This is a genomic window from Parafrankia sp. BMG5.11, assembly GCF_004337455.1.
The window spans coordinates 68,685-90,695 of sequence record NZ_SJXI01000035.1 but is presented as its reverse complement, the minus strand read 5'-3'; the positions used below and the strand labels follow the sequence as shown (position 1 = coordinate 90,695).

Genomic DNA, 22,011 nt, shown 5'->3' with positions numbered 1-22,011 from the left:
GTGATGCCTGAGCTGCCCGAGGTCGAGGTCGTCCGCCGGGGCCTCGAGCGCGGGGTGGTCGGCCGCACTGTCGCCGAGGTGGAGGTCCATCACCCGCGGGCGGTCCGCCGCCATCTCGCCGGGGCCGACCACTTCGCCGCCTCGCTTGTCGGGCAGACGGTGGCCACGGCGCGCCGGCGCGGCAAGTACCTGTGGCTCGGGTTCACGCCGTCTGAACCGCCCAGGCCTCCCGAGGCGCTCAAGCCGTCTGAACCGGCCGAGCTGTCCGAACCGGGCGGCCCGGCGGTCGGTGACGCGCTGCTCGGTCATCTCGGGATGAGCGGCCAGCTCCTCGTGGTTCCGGCGGACAGCCCGGACCAGGTACACCTGCGGGTCCGTTTCCGGTTCACCGACGAGGGCCGCGAGCTGCGCTTCGTGGACCAGCGGACGTTCGGTGGTCTTGCTGTGGTCTCGGGCGGGGCGGAGCTGCCTGCCCCGATCGCCCACATCGCGCCCGACCCGCTCTCCGTCGACTTCGACCCGGAGCGTTTCGTCGACGCGCTGCGCCGCCGGCGCACCGGCCTCAAGCGCGCCCTGCTCGACCAGACGCTGATCAGCGGCGTGGGCAACATCTACGCGGACGAGGGCCTGTGGGCCGCGCGCCTGCACTACGCCCGCCCGACCGAGACGGTGACCCGCGCCGAGGCGCTGCGGCTGCTTGACGCGGTCCGCACGGTGATGACGGCGGCGCTGGCCGCCGGCGGTACCTCCTTCGACCGGCTCTACGTCTCGACCGAGGGCGTCAGCGGGCTGTTCGAACGCTCGCTGGAGGTCTACGGACGCGGCGGCCAGGCGTGCTCCCGCTGTGCCTCGACCATCCGCCGGGACGCGTTCATGAACCGCTCGAGCTTCAGCTGCCCGGCGTGCCAGCCCCGGCCCCGTCGGGTCCGGTGATATTCTTCGAACACACGTTCGAATCGCTTCGCGTCGAATCGCTTCGCGTCGGATCGGGAGCAAGCCGGTCCAGCACAGGTCGGTCCAGCACAGGTCGGTCCGGCACAGGTCGGTCCGGCACGCGGCGGTCGGGCGGGAAGCAGGATCCCGCAGGTATTCGACTCAGCCTCGTCGGTGGCCGTGACCGGGGGCGCTGGCGACGACAGCCATGCCCGGTCCGGCGGGGCCTCACAGACTGTGTTCTCTTCTGGTATCCACTCCGGAGGAGGACCGTGGACGGAGGCGCCATGAACCCCGACGCTCTGCTCGGCCGCGTGCGCAAGCTGCTGGCGATGGCGGAGGCCGAGGGCCTGCCTGACGCGGCCCGGGAGAGCTACAACGCCAAGGCGGCGGAGCTCATCGCCCAGTACGGCATCGACCGGGCACTGATCGAGGACGGTTCTCCCACCGGCCCGGCCGCCGGCGACGTCGTGATGGGCATCGACGCGCCGTACGCGCGGGACAAGATCTCTCTGCTCGCCAGCGTCGCCGACCCCCTGGGCTGCCGGCTCGTGCACCGCACGGCGCCGTCTCCGGCGGGCAGCGGCGGAGCAACCCTGCACTCCGCGCATCTGTTCGGCATGGCGGTCGACATCGAGCGGGTGCAGATGATCTACACCTCGCTGCTCGTCCAGCAGGCGCACGGCCTCGCGGCGGCCCGTCCGCCGGCCTGGGAGGATCCGCGAGCTTTCCGCCGGTCCTGGATGGCGGGCTTCGCCGTCGCCGTCCGGGACAGGCTCGCCCAGGCCGAGGAGGCGGCGCGCCGCAGAGCGGAGGAGAGCCGGGCGGCCGGCCCGGCCGCCGCCGGGCCGGCCGCCCGGCGTTCGGTCGCGGTCGTGCTGGCCGGTCGGGAGGGCCTGGTCGAGGCACATCTCGCCCGCGTCTATCCGCGTTTGCGTACGACCCGAACGAGGCAGCTCTCCGGATCCGGCGGTCGGGACGGCTATCAGGCCGGCCAGCGGGCAGACCTCGGGGAGGGCAGGCGGGTGCCGTCGCAGCGGCGGGCGCGGCGGCAGATCAGTTGACCGGATGACGGGGCCGTGCGCAGATCCGCCCGAGGGCTGACCTGGAGTCGGTGTGGCGCCAGGAGTCGGTGCGACCAGGACCCGGCCGCACCGACTCGTCAGATACCTACAGCTTGCCGCCGGGCAGGTTGGGCACCGCGGTCTGAGTCGGCCGCTCGCCGCGAGGCGGCGCGTAGCCCGGCCCGATCACCTCCTCGGAGGGTGCCGGGGCCGGCGTCACGGTGCGGACGCCCTCGGTGCTGGCGTGCGGAACCGGGGTGACCCCACCGTCCTGATGAAAGTCCTGACCACAACCGGAGAGGAGGAGTGCGGCACCTATCGAGCCCGCGGCGGCGGCACACGCGAGAGATCGCCGAATCGCAGATCGCCTCGGCGTGTGCACGCGGTCACCAACGGTGGTCTCGCTTGACGGCGTCCCACGTCGCGGCCCGGCCTGAACGGTGGCCTGGGCGTCCCTGTTGAGCTGCGCGCTCTCGATGCACATGGTGTCCACAATGGCTAGTACCCTACCGCCCCGATGAACGAGGTTCGCGCGACGAAGGACGCCTCCGGCGGGGACGTGGTCCGCCTCACCGCCCGGGTCGAAGGTCTTGTCCAGGGAGTCGGGTTCCGTGACTACGTGCGCACCAAGGGCCGTCGTCTCGGGCTGGTCGGCTCTGCCACCAATCTGCCCGACGGTGCCGTAGCGGTGATCGCGGAGGGTGAGCGGGGCGCCTGCGAGGCGCTGCTCGAGCTGTTGGTGACCGGTCACACCCCGGGGCACACCGAGCGGGTCGATCATGTCTGGGGCGAGCCGCGGGGCGGATTGGCTGGCTTCCTGCGGCGCTGAAGCGCGTCGGACGAAGGGCGCGAACGCGTCGATTGAACAGACGCGCAATCTGCGGCGACGCGTGTACGAACGGCGGCGAACTTCGCGGAGAAGCCTTCGGCGGCGTGAGTGCGTTTTTGCCCGGTGGGACCACGCCGTCACCGCGTCGATTGTTGATCAATGCTGTCCGCTGTCACTTCGCGCCGCCCTGCTTCCCTTGCGGCATCGCATGATCGTGGCTGGTGGCAGGCCCGAACGTGGGAGGAAGGGGATGAGGAACAAGCCACCTGTCGAACTCGCCACATGGCGGAGCGGGGGTGAACGTGCTGCAACTGGTCCCGGGTCATGTGTCCCGTCGGGTGTACGCCGGCGAGGATTTTCCGATGTTCGGCGGACCGGGCAGGGGCCTTGTGGCATGCTCTTGACTTTCGGTCGCCTGACGTGGGATTCTTAGGTCATTCTCTGGGCCGCGCTCCGATCTTTCTGGTCCCGTCGCGCCCAACATCCCGCTAGGTCACTCATCGTGGAGGACCATCACCATGGCGAAGGCCCTTTTCGGCCACGTCGGTTCCGGCAGCGACATGCGTCTCTCGTACGAGGTACGCCGTCTTCGCGCCCGAGTAGCTGAGCTCGAGTCAGAGCTTGCACGCGTCCGGGCGGTGAACGAGGCACTCGTGGACGGTGTCGACGTCCCTGCCGACGTGCGCGCGCTCGACGTGGAGCCTGCGCTCACCTGAGCCCCCGAGCCCCGACATCCGGGCACCCTGTGTGCCCCATATGCAGTGTCCAGCACGGCACGGACCCCCCTGGTTCATCAGCCGGGCAGGCTCCGTCGCGCCTGCGTGCGTCCCACTCGGGTGTGCCCTAGTGTCCCACGGGCACACCCAGGTGCGCCCGTGGGCGATCATGCCTAATTTCCATCGCTCAGGGTAGGCGTTATGTAGCCTTGAGTCTATTTGGTGTGCTCGGGTGCTGATCCACCGCTGGCTCCGCCTTTGTGGACGGTGCCCTCGCGGGCTGGCGTGCCGCCTTCGCGCACACGACAGCGGCCGTATGACTGCGGCCGCACATACGGATCGGGCTGCCGGTTCTCCGGTCGGCGCGGTCCCGCTCACGGTGCCGTGCGGTCCCGCGGCGACGTGCGGGGCAGGACGACGCTCGCCGGGGCGCCGGGCGTCCCTCGGTACCATGAGCGGGACGAATGTCGGTCGATCTTCGTCCGGGTCGGTGGTCGCCGGCCCGGTAGCGGGGGTTGCCGTTCCCTCCGCCGCCCGGAGCCCGGTGCATCTCAAGAGCCTTACCCTGCGGGGTTTCAAGTCGTTCGCGAGCTCGACCACCTTGCATCTCGAGCCCGGTATCACCTGTGTCGTGGGTCCCAACGGCTCGGGCAAGAGCAACGTCGTCGACGCGATCGCCTGGGTGCTGGGTGAGCAGGGCGCCAAAGCCCTGCGCGGCGGCACCATGTCGGACGTCATCTTCGCCGGCACGCCGTCGCGCCCCGCACTGGGCCGTGCCGAGGTCCTGCTGACGATCGACAACACCGACGGCGCGCTGCCGATCGAGTACTCCGAGGTCACCGTCGGGCGGTTGATGTTCCGCAGCGGTGAGAGCGAATACACCATCAATGGCACCACCTGCCGGCTCCTGGACATCCAGGAGCTGATGAGCGATTCCGGCATCGGTCGCGAGCTGCACGTGATCGTCGGCCAGGGCCAGCTCGACGCCGTCCTGCACGCCCGGCCCGAGGACCGCCGCGCGTTCATCGAGGAGGCGGCCGGTGTCCTGAAGCACCGCAAGCGCAAGGAGAAGGCGCTCCGCAAGCTCGAGGCGATGGCCGCGAACCTCACCCGCCTCACCGACCTGTCCGCCGAGCTGCGGCGTCAGCTCGGGCCGCTCGGTCGCCAGGCGGAGATCGCGCGCAAGGCGGGCGTGATCCAGGCGGCGCTGCGCGACTCCCGGCTCCGGCTGCTCGCGGACGATCTGGCCACCGCCCGCTGCGCGATCGCCTCCGACGCCGCCGACGAGGACGTGCTGCGGCTGCGGGTCGCCCAGACGGAGAAGGCGCTGGCCGACGGGCAGCGACGGGAGGCTGAGCTCGAGGCGCGGCTGGCCGCGGTCGTCCCCCGGGCGGCGGCGGCGGCCGAGACCTGGTACGGCCTGGCCTCGATCCGGGAACGGCTGCGGGGGAGCAGGTCGCTCGCCGCCGAGCGCTCCCGCCTGTTGGGCTCGGCGGAGGAGCACCGCGGCGGTCGCGACCCGGAGGAGCTGGAGCAGGAGGCGACGGCCGTCCGAGAGCAGGAGCTCGCGCTCACCGAGCGTCTCGAGCTGGACCGGGAGACCCTCGAGGAGGTCGTCGCCCGCCGGGGCTCGCTGGAAGAGGAGCTTGCGCGGGAGGAGAAGGTGCTTCTCGCCGCGGCGAAGGCGGCTTCGGACCGCAGGGAGGGAATCGCGCGGCTCGGCGGGCGGGTCGAGGCCGCCAGGTCCCGTGCGGGGGCCGCCGAGGCGGACATCGTGCGGATGACCGAGGCACTGGATGCCGCCCGCGCCCGGGACGCCGAGACTGCCGGGTCCCGCTCTGCGCTCGACACGGAGCTCGCGAGGATCGAGACCGCCCGCGACGAGGTCGCGCAGCGGCACAGCGAGGCCGTCGCCGTCCATGAGGCGGCGAGCGAGCGCCTGGAGGTCCTGCGCGACGCCGAGCGGGCGGCGGAGCGCGACCGTGCCTCCTGGCAGGCGCGCCGCGACGCGCTGGAGCTCTCCCTCGAGCCGGCGGACGGGGCCAGCGCCCTGCTGCGCGCGGCGGCAGGGGAGACGACACCGGCCGACGCTGGTACCGGCGCCGCCGGCGATGGCGGCAACAGCGCGGGAGAGGGGGCTGGGGGCGGTGGCCGCAAGCGCCGGCCGGGCCGTGGCGGGCGGAACGACCCGCGGCAGGCGGTTCCCGCGCAGCTTCCGCCGCTGGAGCCCTCCGTCCAGGTCATCGGCCGGCTCGCCAGCTTCGTCACCGTCGCGCCGGGTGCGCAGGCGGCGATCGCGGCGGCGCTGGGCCCCGCCGCCGACGCGCTGCTCGTCGGTACGCCCGCCGACGCGCTGGCCGCCCTGCGCTGGCTGCGTACCGCCGACGCCGGCCGAGCCGCCCTCGTCCCGGCCGACCGCGTGGACCAGCCCCACCGGGCTGATCAAACGGATGGGGTCGACCCGGCCGATCAGGCGGACGGGGCCGACCGGGCCGAAGCGGGCGGTGGTTCCCCGCAGGGACGTCCCGCGGACCGGAAGCCGGACCTGCCGGCCGGCGCCGTGTACGCGTTCGACCTGGTCACGGTGGTCGACGCCCGGTACGCCCCGGCCCTGCGGGAGCTGCTCGCCGACACGGTCGTCGTCGACGACCTCGACGTCGCCGGGCGGGTGATCGAGCACAGTCCGGAGGCCAGGGTCGTCACCCGGGACGGGGACGTCGTCGGGCCCCGGTCGGCGGTTGGCGGCAGCGCCACGCCACCGTCGGTGCTCGAGATCCAGACCGCCGCGGACGAGGCCGACCGCGGCGCGACCGAGGCGTCCGCCCGCCGCGAGGCGGCCCGTGAGGAGATGGGCCCTGCGCGGGCCGAGGTCGAGCGGGCCCGCGCCGCGATCGACGCCGCGCTCGCCGAGCGCCATGCCGCCGACGCGCGCCACCGGGCCCTGTCCGAGCACCTCGCTCAGATCGAGCGGACCAGGGGCTCCGCCGCCGGGGAGATCAGCCGGCTCGAGCGGTCCAGGCTCGCCGCGGAGACGGCCCGCGACCAGGCCTACGGGGCGCTCACCGAGCTGGAGTCGCAGCTGGCGGCCAGCTCGTCCGAACCGGACGTCGGGGAGCGCTCGCCCGCGGAACGCGACCGGCTGGTCGCGGCGACCTCCGCGGTCCGCGCGGCGGAGGTCGAGGCGAGGCTGTCCGTGCGGACCAGTGAGGAGCGCGCCCGCAGCCTGCACGGTCGGGCCGACGCACTCATGCGTTCGGCGGCCAACGAGCGGGCGGCCCGGGCCGCCGCGGCCCGGCGCCGGGAGGTCCGCGAGCGCCAGTCCGCGACCGCGGCCGCGTTGGCCGACGCGGCGGGCGTCGCGCTGGAGGCACTCGAGAGGTCGCTCGCCGCCGCCGCGACCGAGCGGGAGACGGCCGAGACGGCGCGGCGGGACACCGAGGCCGAGCTCGGCACGGTGCGTGAGCAGGTCCGCGGCCAGGCGACCGAGCTCGCCGCGCTGCGCGACGCCGCGCACCGCGACGAGCTGGCGCGGGCCGAGAAGCGCCTGCGGGTCGAGACCCTGGAGGCGAAGACCCTCGAGGAGCACGGCGTCGCGGCGGACGACCTGATCGCCGAGTTCGGCCCGGACGTCCCGGTGCCGCCCGACGAGCCGGACGGCGTGCCGACGCCGTTCGACCGGGCCGAGCAGGTGGCGCGGGCGGGCCGGGCGGAGAAGCAGCTCGCCCGGCTCGGGAAGATCAACCCGCTGGCCCTGGAGGAGTTCGCCGCGCTGCAGGAGCGCGCAGCCTTCCTCTCCACCCAGCTGGACGACCTGAAGAGCACCCGGCGTGATCTTCTGCTCGTGGTCGACGAGGTCGACGCGCGGGTCCGGGAAGTGTTCGAGACAGCGTTCGCCGACACCGCGCGTGAATTCGAGGTGGTCTTCGCCACGCTCTTCCCGGGCGGTGAGGGACGGCTCGTCCTGACCGATCCGGACGACATGCTGACCACCGGGATCGAGGTCGAGGCGCGTCCACCGGGGAAGAAGGTCAAGCGGCTGTCACTGCTCTCCGGCGGCGAGCGCTCGCTCACCGCCCTCGCGCTGCTGCTCGCGATCTTCCGGGCCCGGCCCTCGCCGTTCTACGTCCTGGACGAGGTCGAGGCGGCCCTGGACGACCGGAACCTGGGCCGCCTGCTCAACGCCGTGGAGGGGCTGCGGCAGAAGTCGCAGCTGATCATCATCACGCACCAGAAGCGCACGATGGAGATCGCTGACGCCCTCTACGGTGTGTCGATGCGCGGTGACGGCGTCACCACGGTGATCAGTCAGCGGCTGCGCCAGCGCGCCTCCGCCTGACAGTCGGTGACGGCTGGTAGTGGCCGCCGAGTCGGGGGCTGTGCCCTGTCGCCGGCCCCGCTGCGGGCCGCCGGACGGCCAAACCACACCGCGAGCCGGTAACGAGGGCGCGTGACCACTCCTCCGGGCCGCCCCGCTTGCGGTGGTCACGGGGTGGGCGAGCGATGGTTGCCCGGCGATCTGTAAGGATCGTGTCGTGGAGCTGGTCATCCTCATCGTTGTGATCGCCGTGGTCCTGGTCGGCATGGTCGGCCTCGTGGCCGGCACCGCCCTGCGCTCACGCTCCCGTCGGGGCGGGTCGCGGGACGCGGACCGGCCGGACGCGGGCGCCGCGCCGTCCGCTCGGTCGGGTGTCGCCACACCGACGATCCCGCCGACATCCCCGCAGACCGGTGCGGCCCCACCCGGCCGGTCGGGCCTGCCCGGCGAGACGGCGGACTCGCCGGCCGGGCTGGTCGGGCAGGGCGGGCCGGCCCCCGCCGGCGCGGCGGGCACGGCGGGCGCGGACAGCGTGCCGGTCACCGGGCCCGAGATCGTCGCCCCGCGGGCCCCGATCGAAGTGCCCGCGCCCGCGACGGGCCGGATGGTACGGCTGCGCGCCCGGCTCGCCCGTTCGCAGAACGCGCTCGGCCGCGGTCTGCTGGCGCTGCTGTCCGGGGACAACCTGGACGAGGAGGCGTGGGAGGACGTCGAGGCGACACTGCTCGTCGCCGACGTCGGAGTCACGGCCACGGCCGAGATGGTCGAGGCGCTGCGCGAGCGCACCAGGGTGCTCGGGGCGCGCACGGCGGCCGACGCCCGGCTGATGCTGCGCGACGAACTGCTCGCCCAGGTCGGCACGACCACCGACCGGTCGCTGCGGACGTCCGCGCCGGACCGGCCCGCCGTGGTCCTTGTCGTCGGCGTCAACGGCACCGGAAAGACCACAACCTGCGGCAAGATCGCTCGGCTGCTCGTCGCGGACGGCCGCTCGGTCGTGCTGGGCGCGGCGGACACCTTCCGCGCGGCCGCCGCCGACCAGCTGGAGACCTGGGGCGGCCGGGTCGGGGCGACGACCGTGCGCGGCGCGGAGGGGGCGGACCCGGCGTCGGTCGCCTTCGAGGCCGTCAAGCGCGGGATCGACGACGGTGCTGACACCGTGCTCGTCGACACGGCCGGGCGGCTGCACACGAAGGTCGGCCTGATGGACGAGCTGACGAAGATCAAGAGGGTCGTCGGCAAGCAGAGCCCGGTGGACGAGGTCCTCCTGGTCCTGGACTCCACCACGGGGCAGAACGCCCTCGTCCAGGCCCGGGTGTTCACCGAGGCGGTGGACATCACCGGCGTCGTGCTGACCAAGCTGGACGGCACCGCCAAGGGCGGGATCGTCATCGCTGTGCAGCGGGAGCTCGGTGTCCCGGTCAAGCTGATCGGCCTCGGTGAGGGCCCGGACGACCTGGCGCCCTTCGAGCCGGAGGCGTTCGTCGACGCGCTGCTGGGCGAGCCGGCCTGACGGCCGCGCGACCGTCAGGCCGCGCCTTTACGTGGCCTCCGCGGTGCGGCCGCGGTTCCGCGGAACCGCGGCCGCACCGCGGCGCGCCTGCTCACTGCGAGGGGGCACCGGAGGACCACAGCTCCGGCCGCTCGAGCCACTTCCGCTCGGACCTGGGTTGATCTAGTCTTTCCGCCTGTGCGGATCCATCGGGATCCGCGGACAGCCGCGCCCCAGGCCGCGACCGGGTCTTGATCGGTCGGGCATGTGAGCCTCCGGCGAGGTGTCTCGCCCTCCTCAGCGCAGAGGGCGGAGCCGGCCGGCGTCGTGCCGGGATCCGTGCGGGCACGCCTCGCCGGGCCGGGCGTCCCGTCCACGGCGGGCCTCACGTCGTCCCGGGTCCCGGTTCCGGATCGGCGCGGGGTGCGTACGCTGGTGCCTGCGGTCCGTCTGCGATCTCGGAGTGTGTGCGCGTGTTCGACACCCTTTCCAGCCGCCTCGACAAGGTCTTCACGTCGCTGCGTGGCAGGGGGCGGCTGACCGACGCCGACATCGACGCCACCGCCCGTGAGATCAGGGTGGCGCTGCTGGAGGCCGACGTCGCGCTGCCGGTCGTCCGCGGTTTCGTCGCCGCCATCCGCGAGCGGGCCCGCGGGGCCGAGGTGAGCACCTCGCTCAACCCGGCGCAGCAGGTCATCAAGATCGTCAACGAGGAGCTCGTCGCCATTCTCGGCGGCGGCACGACCACGTTGCGCTTCGCCAAGACGCCGCCGACCGTGATCCTGCTCGCCGGCCTGCAGGGAACCGGCAAGACGACCCTCGCCGGCAAGCTCGGCCGCTGGCTGCGAGCCCAGGGGCACACGCCGCTGCTCGTCGCCGCCGACCTGCAGCGCCCGAACGCGGTGAACCAGCTCCAGGTCGTCGGCCAGCGGGCCGGGGTCGAGGTCTTCGCCCCGGAGCCCGGCAACGGTGTCGGTGACCCGGTGCGGGTCGCCCGCGACGCGCTCGCCCACGCCCGTCGCCACGTCTTCGACGTGGTGGTCGTCGACACGGCCGGCCGCCTCGGTGTCGACGAGGAGCTGATGCGCCAGGCCGCCGACATCCGCGACGCCGTCTCGCCGGACGAGATCCTCTTCGTCCTCGACGCGATGATCGGCCAGGACGCCGTCTCCACGGCCCAGGCCTTCGCCGACGGAGTCGGCTTCACCGGTGTCGTGCTGACCAAGCTTGACGGTGACGCGCGCGGTGGTGCCGCGCTGTCGGTGGCCCGGGTGACCGGGGCGCCGATCATGTTCGCCTCCACCGGCGAGACCCTCGACGACTTCGACGTCTTCCACCCCGAGCGGATGGCCTCGCGCATCCTCGGCATGGGCGACATGCTCACGCTCATCGAGCAGGCCGAGAAGGCGTTCGAGGTCGAGCAGGCCGAGGCGATGGCGGTCAAGATGGCCAACTCGGAGTTCACGCTCGAGGACTTTCTCGAGCAGATGCTCACCGTTCGCAAGATGGGCCCGATCGGCAACCTGCTCGGGATGCTGCCCGGAATGGGGCAGATCAAGGACCAGCTCGCCCAGGTTGACGACCGTGACCTCGACCGGGTCGTCGCCATCATCCGGTCCATGACGCCGGCCGAGCGGCGGGACCCGAAGATCCTCCAGGCATCCCGCAAGGCCCGGGTGGCGCGCGGGTCCGGCGTGACCGTCACCGAGGTCAACCAACTACTGGACCGCTTCGGTGAGGCGCGCAAGATGATGCGGCAGATGGCCGGCGGCGCCGGCCTGCCGGCGGGAATGGCACGCGCGAAGGCGGCCCAGGCCCGCAAGGCCGCCAAGAAGGGCAAGGGCGCGCGGCGCAGCGGAAACCCGGCGGCACGCGCCGCGCAGGCGCAGGACCGCCGCAACGCGCCCCAGGACGGCCCGCCGGCGCTCGGCCTTGGGGGCGACGGCCTGCAGGGCATGCCTGACCTGTCCTCGCTCATCCAGCAGGGTGGCTTCGGGGGCGGCGACACCCCGCCGCGGCGTCCCCGCCCAGGCCGCTGACCCGCGCGAACCCACCCGCCCGGCGGGGGCCCTGGCGAAGACCCGGGTGCCCCGGGCGTTGCGTCGGCAGGTGATCTGGCAGACTGTAAGGTCATACAGGCCCTGCCTGCCGGCGTCGGCGTGGCCGCTCTCAGGTGAGTTCCCTCAGGGACCTCCGTGGTGGCTGGTCGTCGGCGGTGTTCTCCCGCCATCGGGGCGTCACGGCTAGTCCGTGTGTTCCGGTGGTCATCGATATGTCTGGAGCCGTACGACCACCGTGGCAACAAAGATCAAACTTCAGCGCCTCGGCAAGATGCGCGAGCCGCACTACCGCATCGTCGTCGCCGACGCCCGCACCAAGCGGGACGGCCGGGTCATCGAGGCCATCGGGCAGTACCACCCGAAGTCCGACCCGAGCATCATCAAGGTCGACCCGGACCGCGTCGGTCACTGGCTCTCCGTCGGCGCCCAGCCGACCGAGCCCGTGCTCGCGATCCTCAAGGTGACCGGCGACTGGCAGAAGTTCAAGGGCCTGCCCGCTCCCCCGCCGATGAAGGTCGCGGCTCCCAAGCCCGACAAGCGGGAGATCTTCGCGGAGGCGGCCCGCGCCGCGGCCGCGGCGGACGACAAGCCCGCCACCACTCCGAAGAAGGCGAAGAAGTCGGCCGCGGCCGACGGTGCCGAGTCGGCGCCCGCCGAGTCCGCCGCGGGGCAGTAAGTGCTCGAAGCGGCCCTCGAGCACCTCGTCCGAGGCATCGTCGACTATCCCGACGATGTCCGGGTGGATCTGTCGAGCAACCGGCGCGGCCGGACGCTGGAGGTCCGGGTGCACCCCGACGACCTCGGCAAGGTCATCGGCCGGCGCGGCCGGACGGCTCGGGCGTTGCGCACCGTGATGGGCGGTGTGGGCGGTCGCGGTCTGCGGATCGACGTCGTCGACGTGGACCGGTAGCCGTGTGCGCTCATCGTCTCCGTGCCCATCGCCTTCATGGGCACGTGGCCGCGTCCCATGGGTGAGCCTGTCGTCGTCGGGCGGGTCGGCCGTCCGCACGGCATTCGTGGCGACGTGACCGTCGACGTCCGCACCGACCTGCCGGAGCGCCGTTTCGCGCCGGGGGCCCGCCTGGTTCGCCAGGTGGCCGATGGGCCGGCCTCGCGGCCGGCCGCGGGCGCCGCCGGCCCGGCTGACGCCGCGGGTGCGGCGGACGCCGCGGGTGCGGCGGACGCCGTCGGCACGGCGGCTGGTCCTGGCTCGGCGGGCGATTCCGGCGCCGCCCGGGCCGCCGGGCCGCCGGGCGCGACGGTGCTGTCCGTCGTGGCGTCCCGGTGGCATTCCGGCCGTCTGCTGGTCCACTTCGACGGGGTCACGGACCGTGACGCCGCCGAGGCGCTGCGGGGCAGCTTCCTCACCATCGACTCCGACGAGTGCGGCCCGGCGGTCGACCCCGACGACGAGGACGACGACGGCGAGCTGTGGTGGGATCGCGACCTGGTCGGCCTGCACGCGCGCACGCCTGCCGGGGACGTCCTCGGTGAGGTCGTCGACGTCATCCATTCCCCGGGCGGGGAGATCCTCGCGATCGGCCGTCCCGAGGGCGGGGAGTACCTGGTGCCGTTCGTCCGGGAGATCGTGCCCACCGTCGACCCAGCGGCGGGGCACATCGTGGTGGACCCGCCTCCCGGCCTGCTCGACCTCGACTGATTCGGCGCTCCCGCCCGGCCGGCGCTCCCGGCTCCGTCACCGCCCCGTTTCGAGGCGCCGCCCACCGGGTGCGGCCCACCTCCCTCTGACGAAGGCAGCGGATGCGCATCGACGTCGTGACGATCTTCCCGGACTATCTGCGCCCGTTGGAGCTGGCCCTGGTGGGCCGCGCCGCGTCCCGGGACCTCGTCGACATCCAGACCCACGACCTGCGCGCGTGGACGCACGACGTCCACCGCACCGTCGATGATTCCCCGTACGGCGGGGGGCCGGGCATGGTCATGCGCCCGGAGCCGTGGGACGCGGCGCTGCGCGACATCGTGGCCCGTGATCCGTCGCGTCGTCCCCGAGTCGTGGTGCCCACCCCGGCCGGTGTTCCGTTCACCCAGAGCTACGCCGCCGAGCTGGCGGAACAGGACTGGCTGATCTTCTGCTGCGGCCGCTACGAGGGCATCGACGGCCGGGTGGTGGACGCCTGGGCCGACGACGAGATCTCGATCGGCGACTACGTGCTCGCCGGCGGCGAGGTCGCCACACTCGTCATGGTCGAGGCGGTGACGCGGCTGCTTCCCGGCGTCGTCGGCAACGCGGAGTCGATCATCGATGACTCCTTCGCCCACGGGCTGCTCGAGGGGCCGGTCTACACCAGGCCCCCGGTGTGGGAGGGCCGCGCGGTGCCCGAGATCCTCCGCTCCGGCGACCACGCGGCGATCGCCCGGTGGCGGCGGGAGGAGGCGCTGCGCCGGACCCGCCGAAGGCGCCCGGAGCTGCTCGACCGGATCGAGCTGTCGGACGCCGACCGCGCGGTGGTGGCGAGCACCATCGTGGCCGCCCATGGCGGCGGGGACGACCCCCCTGTAACGGGTGTCGAGGACGCGGTGACGGTTGCCGGGAGAGGCACGATCGGTGACGGGCCGGCTCCGTCGGGTTGTGCGTCGAGCCACTGTTCCTGAGCTTCCTGAGTGCTCCGTCGCCTGACTTCTTCGCCGTCCTCCGCCATCGCCGAGCCGGGCGGCCGACATCGAGCCGCCGACCAGCCTGGCCGCGAGGTGTGGACGGGGCGGGGCGTGAGCCGGCCCGTGGTGGCCGGGTCGGCCGCGCCGCGCGTGGTACTGGGGAGGGGCCTGGCGACCGGACGTCGCGATCGTGTGGCACAGTAGGATGCGGTGTCCGCCGGTTCTCTGGCCGACGTTGTCGTGACTGATGCGGTCGTGACCGATGCTTTGATGATCGACATAGCTGTGACCGGCCCTGCCGCGATCGGAGTTGTCGTGAGCGGCGTCGTAGCGACACGCGATATCGTGATCGGCGCTGTCGGTCCGCCGATCCGGCGCCCCGGTCGGTTCGCCGACCCGGCGTAGCCGCTGTTCCGGTTTCCGCCGTCCCGGCGTGTGCTCGCCCGGCCCTGGGTCGGTGCGGTGCCCCGCGTCGAGTGGCGTGCCGGTCGACGCGGCCCGCCGGGCACGTTCCGGCGTTCATGCATTTGACTGTGACAACCTCTGAGGAAGCGACTGCCATGCACACCCTGGACAGCCTCGACGCCGAGTCGCGCAGGACCGACGTGCCGGAGTTCTGGCCGGGCGACACGCTCAAGGTCCACGTGCGTGTGGTCGAAGGTAACCGCCAGCGCATCCAGGTCTTCCAGGGCGTCGTGATCCGCCGCCAGGGGGGCGGCGTGCGCGAGACGTTCACCGTCCGCAAGGTGAGTTTCGGTGTCGGTGTGGAGCGGACCTTCCCCCTCCACAGCCCGATCGTCTCGCGGGTCGAGGTCGTGACGCGCGGTGACGTCCGCCGGGCGAAGCTCTACTACCTCCGCCAGCTCCGCGGCAAGGCCGCGAAGATCAAGGAGAAGCGCGAGCCGGTCGGCCGCTGATCCCGCGCGCGGGCCGGCAGCCCGGTGACCTCGTCGCAGGACTTCCGGCGACTGGCCGCTCACCAAACCACTTCGCCGCGTGAGCGGTGCAGCAGGATGGTCAGGTCGTGGGTCGAACCGGTCAGGCCACGGCCATGGGCGGGTGTCGACCCGTTCCGTGACGAATGACGGCCGACCTCGCGAGGTGGCGCAGTGAGTGGATCGGACCGGGGCACGCCCGAGCCGTTCGGTGGTCAGGCGCAGGGCGGTCTGCCGTCCGACGGCCCGGCCTCAGGCGCTGCGGCGGGTGGTCACGGGCAGCGCGGTGACGCGGCTCTCCCCTGGGACACCGGCACCGACGTCTCGGACTCCCGGCGCGCTGCGGATTCCGGCCTGGCCGATTCCGGGCTGGCCTCGGACACCCGCGGCCGGGATGAGCGCGGTGACCTGACGGGCGACGCCGTGCACCCGCCAAACGGGCCGGACGGGCCTACCGGAACGGCCGGGCACGAGGGCGCGGCCGGGGGCGGGGGCGGTGAGCCTGCGGCGACGGGCCGGCGGATCTCGCGCCCGCCGGCGGGGCGGGACCGCGGGCGCGGCTCCTTCCTGCGCGAGCTGCCGGTCCTGGTGCTGGTCGCGTTCCTGCTGGCGCTGCTGATCAAGACCGTGTTCGTCCAGGCGTTCTGGATTCCGTCCGAGTCGATGGAGCGGACGCTGCTCATCGACGACCGGGTCCTGGTGAACAAGGTCATCTACCATTTCCGGGACGTGCACCGGGGCGAGATCGTCGTGTTCAACGGCGAGGGCACCGGTTTCGAGCGGGAATCGATCGTGGCCCCGCCGGCCAACGGCCTGAGCAGGTTCATCCGCGGCGCACAGGAGCTGCTGGGCCTCGGCGCGCCGAGCGAGAAGGACTTCATCAAGCGGGTGATCGGCGTAGGCGGTGACGTCGTCGCGTGCTGCGACGCCGCCGGGCGGGTGACGGTGAACGGCAAGGCGCTGGACGAGCCGTACGTCTACGAGAACGACTTCCAGGCGTTCGGGCCGTTCACGGTCCCCGACGGGGACCTGTGGCTGATGGGCGATCACCGCTCTCGCTCGTCGGATTCCCGCCAGAACGGCCCGGTCCCGCAGGACAAGGTGATCGGCCGGGCGTTCGTGCGGGTGTGGCCGCTCGGCCGGTTCGGCCTGCTCACGGTGCCCGGCACGTTCTCCGGCATCCCATCGGCCTCCGCCGCGCCTGCTCGGACGCCCGCTCCGACGTCCGACGAGACGGCACCGAGTTCGCCGCCGGGCGCGGTCGGCGTGCCCGGAAGCACCGGATCCGCGGATCTGCTGATCGCCCCGGTCGGCGCACTCGCCCTCGCCGTTCCCGCGAGCCGGCGGCGGCACTCGGGCGGGCGGCGGTCGACCGGCGGGCGGTCCATCGGCTGGTCGACGCGGGCGAGCGGGGAGCGGCGCTGCGGCCCGCGCAGGCGGTGGGCGAGACGGCGCGGCATGGGCGGTTCACCCTGATCGCGATGGACGTGCGTGGCACGGCGATCCGCTCCGACGCCGGCCTCTTCGGCTACGAACGGGCGCTCGTCCGACGCGGGCTCGGGCCGGTCGCAGGTGTGGACGAGGCCGGCCGGGGAGCCTGCGCCGGGCCGATGGTGGTGGCCGCCGTCGTCCTGGATCAGCGTCGTCTGGGGCTGCTCAGGCGGCTGGCCGACTCGAAGCTCCTCACCGAGCGGGTCCGCGAGGAGGTCCACGCGGATGTTCTGGCAGCGGCGGCGGCGGTGTCGACCATCGTCATCCCCGCCGCCGAGATCGATCGGAACGGCGTGCACGTCGCCAACATCATGGGGATGCGGCGGGCGGTGGCGGCGCTCGACGTCCGGCCGAGGTATGTGCTCACCGACGGGTTCGCGGTCGCGGGTCTTGGGGCCGAGTCGCTGGCGGTGATCAAAGGCGACCTGATGGTCGGGTGCATCGCCGCGGCGTCGGTCGTGGCCAAGGTGACCAGGGACCGGATCATGCGTAGTTTGCACAAGCGGTATCCCGAGTACGATTTCGCGCAGCACAAGGGCTACGTCACAGCGGCGCACACCGCCGCGATGACGCGGTACGGGCCGTGCGAGCAGCACCGACTGTCATATGTCAACGTCGCCGCGCTGGCGGCGCCGGCAGGGGAAACACGATCGTTGCGGCTGGAGGACAGGGTTGCTATGACCAGCCTGCGTGGCGTCACGGAGACCGCATGAGCGCGGAGGATCTCGAAAAGTACGAGACCGAGATGGAGCTCCAGCTCTACCGCGAGTACCGCGACGTGGTCGGGTTGTTCTCGTACGTGATCGAGACGGAGCGTCGTTTCTATCTCGCGAACGATTATCAGATCGAGGTCCGGAACAGTACGGACGGCGAGGTCTTCTTCGAACTGACCCTGCGGGACGCCTGGGTGTGGGACATGTTCCGTCCCGCCCGATTCGTGAAGAACGTGCGAGTCGTCACCTTCAAGGACATCAACGTCGAGGAGCTCACCAAGGCCGAGCTCTGAGCGACGGCGCGCCACCGGTTCGCGTGCCGTCGCGGACGGTGGTGCCCCGTGGTGCCCGTCGCGCGGACCGCTCCGGGTGACCCTGTGGACGAGAAAACCTTGTCCACAGGTCTCCCTTCAGCGGCCACCGACGGCTCGCGCACGCGGAACCTGATCTCACCGGCGGGCGACCGACCCCCGGTGGGACGGAGCCTCGGATGCGGGTCAGTCAGCGGCTCGGCAAGTTCGGTGAGGACGTCGCCGCGCGCCACCTGAGCGCCGACGGTGCGGAGATCCTTGCCCGGAACTGGCGCTGCCGGGACGGCGAGATCGACATCGTCGCCCGCCACGGCGACACGCTCGTCTTCTGCGAGGTGAAGACGCGCAGCGGCGCGGACTACGGGAGCGGCCCGGACGCCGTGGTCGGCCGCAAGGCGGCGAGAATCCGGCGGCTGGCCGTGCGGTGGCTGGCCGAGCACCCGCATCCACCGGCGATCATCCGTTTCGACGTGCTGTCGGTCTACCGGGAGCGGCAGGGGTCCGTCCGGGTGGAGCACCGGCGGGGTGCCTTCTGATGGCGCTTGCGCGGTCGCTGGCCGTCGCGGTCGTCGGTATCGAGGGCCATCTCGTCGAGGTGGAGGCCGACCTGGCCCGCGGCCTGCCCGGGCTGACGCTCATCGGCCTTCCGGACGCGGCACTCCACGAGGCCCGGGACCGGGTGCGGGCCGCTGTCGTCAACTCGCGTGAGCGCTGGCCGGACCACCGGATCACGGTCGGCCTGTTCCCGGCGACCCTGCCCAAATCCGGCAGCGGCTTCGACCTGGCCATGGCCGCCGCGATCCTGGGCGCCGCCGGCGTGGTCCCCGCAGCCGCCCTCGGTAGCAGGGTCCTGATCGGTGAGCTCGCGCTCGACGGCCGGCTTCGGCCGGTGCGCGGGGTGCTGCCAGCCGTTCTCGCTGCGGTCGAGGCCGGCCTGGCGAACATCGTCGTGCCCGAACCCAACGCGGGCGAGGCGTCGTTGGTCCCGGGCGCGGTCGTCGAGTCCATGCCCGACCTCGCCAGCGTGCTCGGCCTGCTACGCGGCCGCCCACGGCTCGGCCTGGCCCGGTTCCCCGCGGCATTGGCACCGGCACGGGTGTCGGAGCCCGCATCGGTGTCGGCATCGGCGGCGGCGCCGCCGGAGCGGGAGCCGGAGCCGATCGGGCCTGATCTCGCGGACGTCGCCGGCCAGAGCCGGGGGCGCCTGGCCGTGGAGGTGGCCGCCGCGGGCGGACACCACCTGTTCATGCAGGGCCCGCCCGGCTCGGGCAAGACCATGCTGGCCGAGCGGCTGCCCGGGCTGCTTCCGCCGCTGGACACCGCCGCCGCGCTGGAGGTCACCGCCGTGCACTCGGTGGCGGGCGTTCTTCCCGTCGGCCGCCCGCTGGTCACGCGGCCTCCCTTCCGTAGCCCGCATCACTCCGCCACGCCGGCGGCGCTTGTCGGCTCCGGCTCCGCGGTGATCCGCCCGGGGCTGGCCAGCCAGGCGCACCACGGCGTCCTGTTCCTCGACGAGGCACCGGAGTTCGGCCGAACCAGCCTGGACGTGCTGCGCCAGCCGCTCGAGAGCGGTGTCATCGAGGTGGCGCGGGCCCGGGCCACCACCCGGTTCCCCGCCCGCTTCCTGCTCGTGCTGGCCGCGAACCCGTGTCCCTGCTCGCGGGCCCGCGGCCCCCGTGACAACACCTGCGACTGCCCGAGCACGGTGCGCCGGCGCTACCTGGCGAGGCTGTCGGGGCCGCTACTCGACCGGATCGACATCCAGGTGGCGTTGACCGCGCCGAGCCGTGCCGAGCTGCGGGCCGATCGGGGGCTTGGCACCTCCTCGAGCGTCGTCGCCGAGCGCGTCGCTTCGGCCCGGGCCGCGATGCGGCGCCGACTCGCCGGCACGCCGTGGCGGCGTAACGCCGAGGTGCCCGGCCCGTCACTGCGCCGCCAGTGGCCGCTGCGGCCGGCTGCGACCCGGCTCGCCGACCGTGCCTTCGAGCGGGGCCTGCTCACCGCGCGTGGGCTGGATCGGGTGCTGCGCGTCGCCTGGACGGTGGCGGACCTCAAGGGCGAGGACCGGCCGGGCCCCGACGAGATCGGGCTCGCCCTGGACCTACGCCTTCCCGGGGGATCAGCGTGAGTGCCGGGGCGGGCGAGGTGTCGTCCCCGATTGGTGCTCCTGCGCCCGGCGGCGACGAGCCACGGCGCCTTGCGCGGATCGGGCTGAGTCGCATCGCCGGCCCGGATCTCTCCTCGCTTCCCGAACAGCTGCACGGGCTCGGAGATATCGCGCTGTGGGAGCGCCTGAGGCCGCAGCACCCCGGTGTCGACCCGCGCCAGGACGTCGAGACCGCCGCGCAGGTCGGCGCGCGTCCCATCTGCCCAGGTGACCCGGAGTGGCCCTCCTGTGTCGACGCCCTCGATGAGGCCCGTGGCGGCGGCCGGGAGGTCGGCGCCCCTCTCGTGCTGTGGGCTCGGGGGGCGGGCCGGCTCGATCACCTCAGCCAGCGGGCCGTGGCCGTCGTCGGCTGCCGCGCGGCCACGGCGTACGGCGTCCACCAGGCGGAGGAGCTCGGGTACGGGCTCGCCGGGCGCGGCTGGACGGTGGTCTCCGGCGCGGCGTTCGGAATCGACGCCGCCGCACACCGCGGCGCCCTCGCTGCCGCGGGGCCGACAATCGCGGTCCTCGCCGGGGGTGTGGACGTGCCCTACCCTGCCGCGCACGCCGACCTGCTCGACGAGATCGCCGCCTCCGGCCTGGTTCTCAGCGAGACCCCACCGGGCAGCCCGCCCTACCGGCGGCGGTTCCTCACCCGAAACCGGGTCATCGCCGCGCTGTGCGCGGGGACGGTGCTCGTTGAGGCCGGGCTCCGCAGCGGTGCGCTGAACACCATCCGCCATGCCCGGCGGCTCGGCCGCACCGTGATGGTGGTGCCCGGGCCGGTGACGAGCGCGATGAGCGCCGGCTGTCATCGCCTCCTGCGGGACCATCGCGAGGAGGCGGTGCTGGTCACCAGCGCCGGTGACATCTGCGAGGAGATCGGCCCGATCGGCGAGCTGGAGCCCCGCTCGACCGGCCCGGCCCGGGCGCGCGACGGTCTCGCGGATCTCGTGCTGGAACTGCTCGACGTGATGCCGGCCCGCTCCACGATCGGCGTCGCCGAGCTGGCCCGCCGCGTCGGCAGGCAGCCTGGGGCGATCCTCGCCCTGCTGGGCCCGCTCGCGGTCGAGGGGCTGGTGGAGGCGACCCACTCCGGGTATCGGCTGACCGCGCTCGGCCGCTCCTCCTCGTCCCCGCCCCGAGGCCAGCCAACCTCGCCCGAGGGCGCGCCGCCGGCGGCGTCCGGCTCCACGCCGCCTTGACGCCTCGCCATTCCGGCGGCCAAGGTCGCGCAATGGGGACGGGTGGCGATCCCGCGGCCACGGCCCGCGGTGGCCGTGGTGACAGCGCTGGTGGCGGCAACGGCGGTCGCGCTGGCGCAGGTCCTGGTGACGGTGATGGAGGCAGTGGCGGCGACGGCTGGGCGGGTGCCGTCGAGGTTTTCGTGCGCTATCTGGTCGCCGAACGGGATCGTTCGCCGGAAACCGTCCGGGCCTATCGCGCAGATCTCGCGGGCCTACGTGCGCACGCCGCCGCGGCCGGCCGTACGGATCTCCTGGACCTGGATCTCGCCGTGCTCCGCGGGTGGCTGGCCGGCATGCGTTCCGCCGGAGCGGCACCGGCCACCATCGCCCGCCGTGCGTCCCTCGCCAGGGTGTTCTCCGCCTTCGCCGCGCGGCGGGGATTCCTCCCCGATGACGTCGGGGCGCGGCTGGCGACCACCCGGGCGCCGCGGCGGATCCCCCAGGTACTCACCGCGGCACAGGCGGACCGGCTGCTGGAGACACGGCCTCGGGGCGATCGTGCGCAGGAGCCGCGCGACGTCGCGCTGAACCTGCGTGACGATCTGGTTCTGGAGATCCTCTACGGCAGCGCGGTGCGGGTCTCCGAGCTGTGCCGGCTCGACATCGGTGACGTCGACCACGAGCGGCGCCTCCTGCGCGTGCACGGCAAGGGCGGCCGCCAGCGCAGTGTGCCGTTCAGCGTGCCCGCGGCGGGCGCGCTCGACGTCTGGCTCACCAGGGGCCGGCCCTACCTCGCGACGCGCGTCGAGGCGGCGCTGCTGCTCGGTACCCGTGGCGGCCGGCTCGACCCGCGTTCCGTGCGCCGGCTCGTCCAGGCGCGTGGCGCCGCCGCGGGGGTTCCCACCGGTCTGACGCCGCACGGCCTGCGCCACGGCGCGGCCACCCACATGGTCGAAGGCGGCGCGGACCTGCGCTCCGTGCAGGAACTGCTGGGACACGCCAGCCTGTCGACCACGCAGATCTACACCCATGTCACCCCGGAGCGGCTGCGCGCCGCCTTCGACCAGGCCCATCCGCGGGCCTGACGTCCGCGCCACCGACCGATCCCCGTAGCGGACCGAGCCGCATGACGGAGTGCTCCCGTTCGGTGGCGTCCCCGAGTACCGGGCCGGCCTGCCATCGGCGGTTCAGGGGCATCGGCGG

The 22,011-nt window shown here is 73.3% G+C and carries 19 protein-coding genes; all 19 read left to right on the top strand.

Going from position 1 to position 22,011, the window contains the following annotated elements; translation table 11 throughout:
* Positions 1 to 3: 3 nt before the first annotated feature.
* Entirely contained in the window at positions 4 to 933 is a 930-nt protein-coding gene (mutM, locus tag E0504_RS23565; protein ID WP_112105298.1) for a bifunctional DNA-formamidopyrimidine glycosylase/DNA-(apurinic or apyrimidinic site) lyase, read from the top strand.
* 287 nt (positions 934 to 1,220) lie between these two features.
* Positions 1,221 to 1,997, top strand: coding sequence for a DUF2786 domain-containing protein (locus E0504_RS23560; protein WP_112105300.1), 777 nt, complete (start codon positions 1,221 to 1,223; stop codon positions 1,995 to 1,997).
* A gap of 517 nt (positions 1,998 to 2,514) precedes the next feature.
* The gene (locus E0504_RS23550) at positions 2,515 to 2,826 is read left to right on the top strand and encodes an acylphosphatase (protein WP_071060615.1); all 312 of its coding nucleotides are present in this window, start codon (positions 2,515 to 2,517) and stop codon (positions 2,824 to 2,826) included.
* A gap of 518 nt (positions 2,827 to 3,344) precedes the next feature.
* On the top strand, positions 3,345 to 3,542 hold the full coding sequence (locus E0504_RS23545) for a hypothetical protein (protein ID WP_018504552.1): 198 nt from the start codon (positions 3,345 to 3,347) through the stop codon (positions 3,540 to 3,542).
* 544 nt (positions 3,543 to 4,086) lie between these two features.
* Positions 4,087 to 7,878, top strand: coding sequence for a chromosome segregation SMC family protein (locus E0504_RS23540; protein WP_112105301.1), 3,792 nt, complete (start codon positions 4,087 to 4,089; stop codon positions 7,876 to 7,878).
* 196 nt (positions 7,879 to 8,074) lie between these two features.
* The gene (gene ftsY, locus E0504_RS23535; RefSeq protein ID WP_071060611.1) at positions 8,075 to 9,370 is read left to right on the top strand and encodes a signal recognition particle-docking protein FtsY; all 1,296 of its coding nucleotides are present in this window, start codon (positions 8,075 to 8,077) and stop codon (positions 9,368 to 9,370) included.
* A gap of 452 nt (positions 9,371 to 9,822) precedes the next feature.
* The gene (ffh, locus tag E0504_RS23530) at positions 9,823 to 11,388 is read left to right on the top strand and encodes a signal recognition particle protein (RefSeq protein ID WP_071060714.1); all 1,566 of its coding nucleotides are present in this window, start codon (positions 9,823 to 9,825) and stop codon (positions 11,386 to 11,388) included.
* Between the two features lie 256 nt (positions 11,389 to 11,644).
* Positions 11,645 to 12,085, top strand: coding sequence for a 30S ribosomal protein S16 (rpsP, locus tag E0504_RS23525; protein ID WP_026240110.1), 441 nt, complete (start codon positions 11,645 to 11,647; stop codon positions 12,083 to 12,085).
* Positions 12,086 to 12,319 carry an RNA-binding protein gene (locus E0504_RS23520; RefSeq protein ID WP_006544182.1) on the top strand — a complete coding sequence of 78 codons (234 nt, stop codon included), beginning with the start codon at positions 12,086 to 12,088 and terminating at the stop codon, positions 12,317 to 12,319. It begins immediately after the preceding gene.
* Positions 12,320 to 12,376: 57 nt separating this feature from the next.
* The gene (rimM, locus tag E0504_RS23515) at positions 12,377 to 13,069 is read left to right on the top strand and encodes a ribosome maturation factor RimM (protein WP_131625898.1); all 693 of its coding nucleotides are present in this window, start codon (positions 12,377 to 12,379) and stop codon (positions 13,067 to 13,069) included.
* A gap of 101 nt (positions 13,070 to 13,170) precedes the next feature.
* Complete coding sequence (gene trmD / locus E0504_RS23510; protein WP_112105302.1) at positions 13,171 to 14,022, top strand: tRNA (guanosine(37)-N1)-methyltransferase TrmD; 852 nt, start codon at positions 13,171 to 13,173, stop codon at positions 14,020 to 14,022.
* A 563-nt stretch (positions 14,023 to 14,585) separates the two neighbouring features.
* Entirely contained in the window at positions 14,586 to 14,942 is a 357-nt protein-coding gene (gene rplS / locus E0504_RS23505; protein WP_020458783.1) for a 50S ribosomal protein L19, read from the top strand.
* A gap of 192 nt (positions 14,943 to 15,134) precedes the next feature.
* Complete coding sequence (gene lepB, locus E0504_RS23500) at positions 15,135 to 16,436, top strand: signal peptidase I (RefSeq protein WP_112105303.1); 1,302 nt, start codon at positions 15,135 to 15,137, stop codon at positions 16,434 to 16,436.
* Between the two features lie 5 nt (positions 16,437 to 16,441).
* Positions 16,442 to 17,164 (top strand): ribonuclease HII, encoded by a 723-nt coding sequence (locus E0504_RS23495; RefSeq protein ID WP_071060710.1) that lies wholly within the window; start codon positions 16,442 to 16,444, stop codon positions 17,162 to 17,164.
* On the top strand, positions 17,161 to 17,457 hold the full coding sequence (locus tag E0504_RS23490; RefSeq protein WP_011606858.1) for a DUF2469 domain-containing protein: 297 nt from the start codon (positions 17,161 to 17,163) through the stop codon (positions 17,455 to 17,457). The genes E0504_RS23495 and E0504_RS23490 overlap by 4 nt, the downstream gene beginning before the upstream one ends.
* 197 nt (positions 17,458 to 17,654) lie before the next feature.
* On the top strand, positions 17,655 to 18,011 hold the full coding sequence (locus E0504_RS23485; protein WP_071060603.1) for a YraN family protein: 357 nt from the start codon (positions 17,655 to 17,657) through the stop codon (positions 18,009 to 18,011).
* Positions 18,011 to 19,603 (top strand): YifB family Mg chelatase-like AAA ATPase, encoded by a 1,593-nt coding sequence (locus tag E0504_RS23480; protein ID WP_112105305.1) that lies wholly within the window; start codon positions 18,011 to 18,013, stop codon positions 19,601 to 19,603. The genes E0504_RS23485 and E0504_RS23480 overlap by 1 nt, the downstream gene beginning before the upstream one ends.
* Positions 19,600 to 20,826, top strand: coding sequence for a DNA-processing protein DprA (gene dprA / locus E0504_RS23475; RefSeq protein WP_112105306.1), 1,227 nt, complete (start codon positions 19,600 to 19,602; stop codon positions 20,824 to 20,826). Before E0504_RS23480 ends, dprA begins: the two co-directional genes overlap by 4 nt.
* Before the next feature lie 182 nt (positions 20,827 to 21,008).
* A complete protein-coding gene (locus E0504_RS23470) occupies positions 21,009 to 21,893 on the top strand; it encodes a tyrosine recombinase XerC (protein WP_306769264.1) in 885 nt (294 codons plus the stop codon).
* Positions 21,894 to 22,011: the final 118 nt, after the last annotated feature.

What these genes read in the sequence shown, in the direction of transcription:
- trmD (WP_112105302.1), top strand. Translation starts at nt 13,171, where the DNA reads ATGCGCATCGACGTCGTGACGATCTTCCCGGACTATCTGCGCCCGTTG.
- rimM (WP_131625898.1), top strand. Translation starts at nt 12,377, where the DNA reads ATGGGTGAGCCTGTCGTCGTCGGGCGGGTCGGCCGTCCGCACGGCATT.
- E0504_RS23560 (WP_112105300.1), top strand. Translation starts at nt 1,221, where the DNA reads ATGAACCCCGACGCTCTGCTCGGCCGCGTGCGCAAGCTGCTGGCGATG.
- E0504_RS23495 (WP_071060710.1), top strand. Translation starts at nt 16,442, where the DNA reads ATGGACGTGCGTGGCACGGCGATCCGCTCCGACGCCGGCCTCTTCGGC.
- E0504_RS23485 (WP_071060603.1), top strand. Translation starts at nt 17,655, where the DNA reads ATGCGGGTCAGTCAGCGGCTCGGCAAGTTCGGTGAGGACGTCGCCGCG.
- rplS (WP_020458783.1), top strand. Translation starts at nt 14,586, where the DNA reads ATGCACACCCTGGACAGCCTCGACGCCGAGTCGCGCAGGACCGACGTG.
- mutM (WP_112105298.1), top strand. Translation starts at nt 4, where the DNA reads ATGCCTGAGCTGCCCGAGGTCGAGGTCGTCCGCCGGGGCCTCGAGCGC.
- E0504_RS23480 (WP_112105305.1), top strand. Translation starts at nt 18,011, where the DNA reads ATGGCGCTTGCGCGGTCGCTGGCCGTCGCGGTCGTCGGTATCGAGGGC.
- E0504_RS23490 (WP_011606858.1), top strand. Translation starts at nt 17,161, where the DNA reads ATGAGCGCGGAGGATCTCGAAAAGTACGAGACCGAGATGGAGCTCCAG.
- E0504_RS23550 (WP_071060615.1), top strand. Translation starts at nt 2,515, where the DNA reads ATGAACGAGGTTCGCGCGACGAAGGACGCCTCCGGCGGGGACGTGGTC.
- E0504_RS23545 (WP_018504552.1), top strand. Translation starts at nt 3,345, where the DNA reads ATGGCGAAGGCCCTTTTCGGCCACGTCGGTTCCGGCAGCGACATGCGT.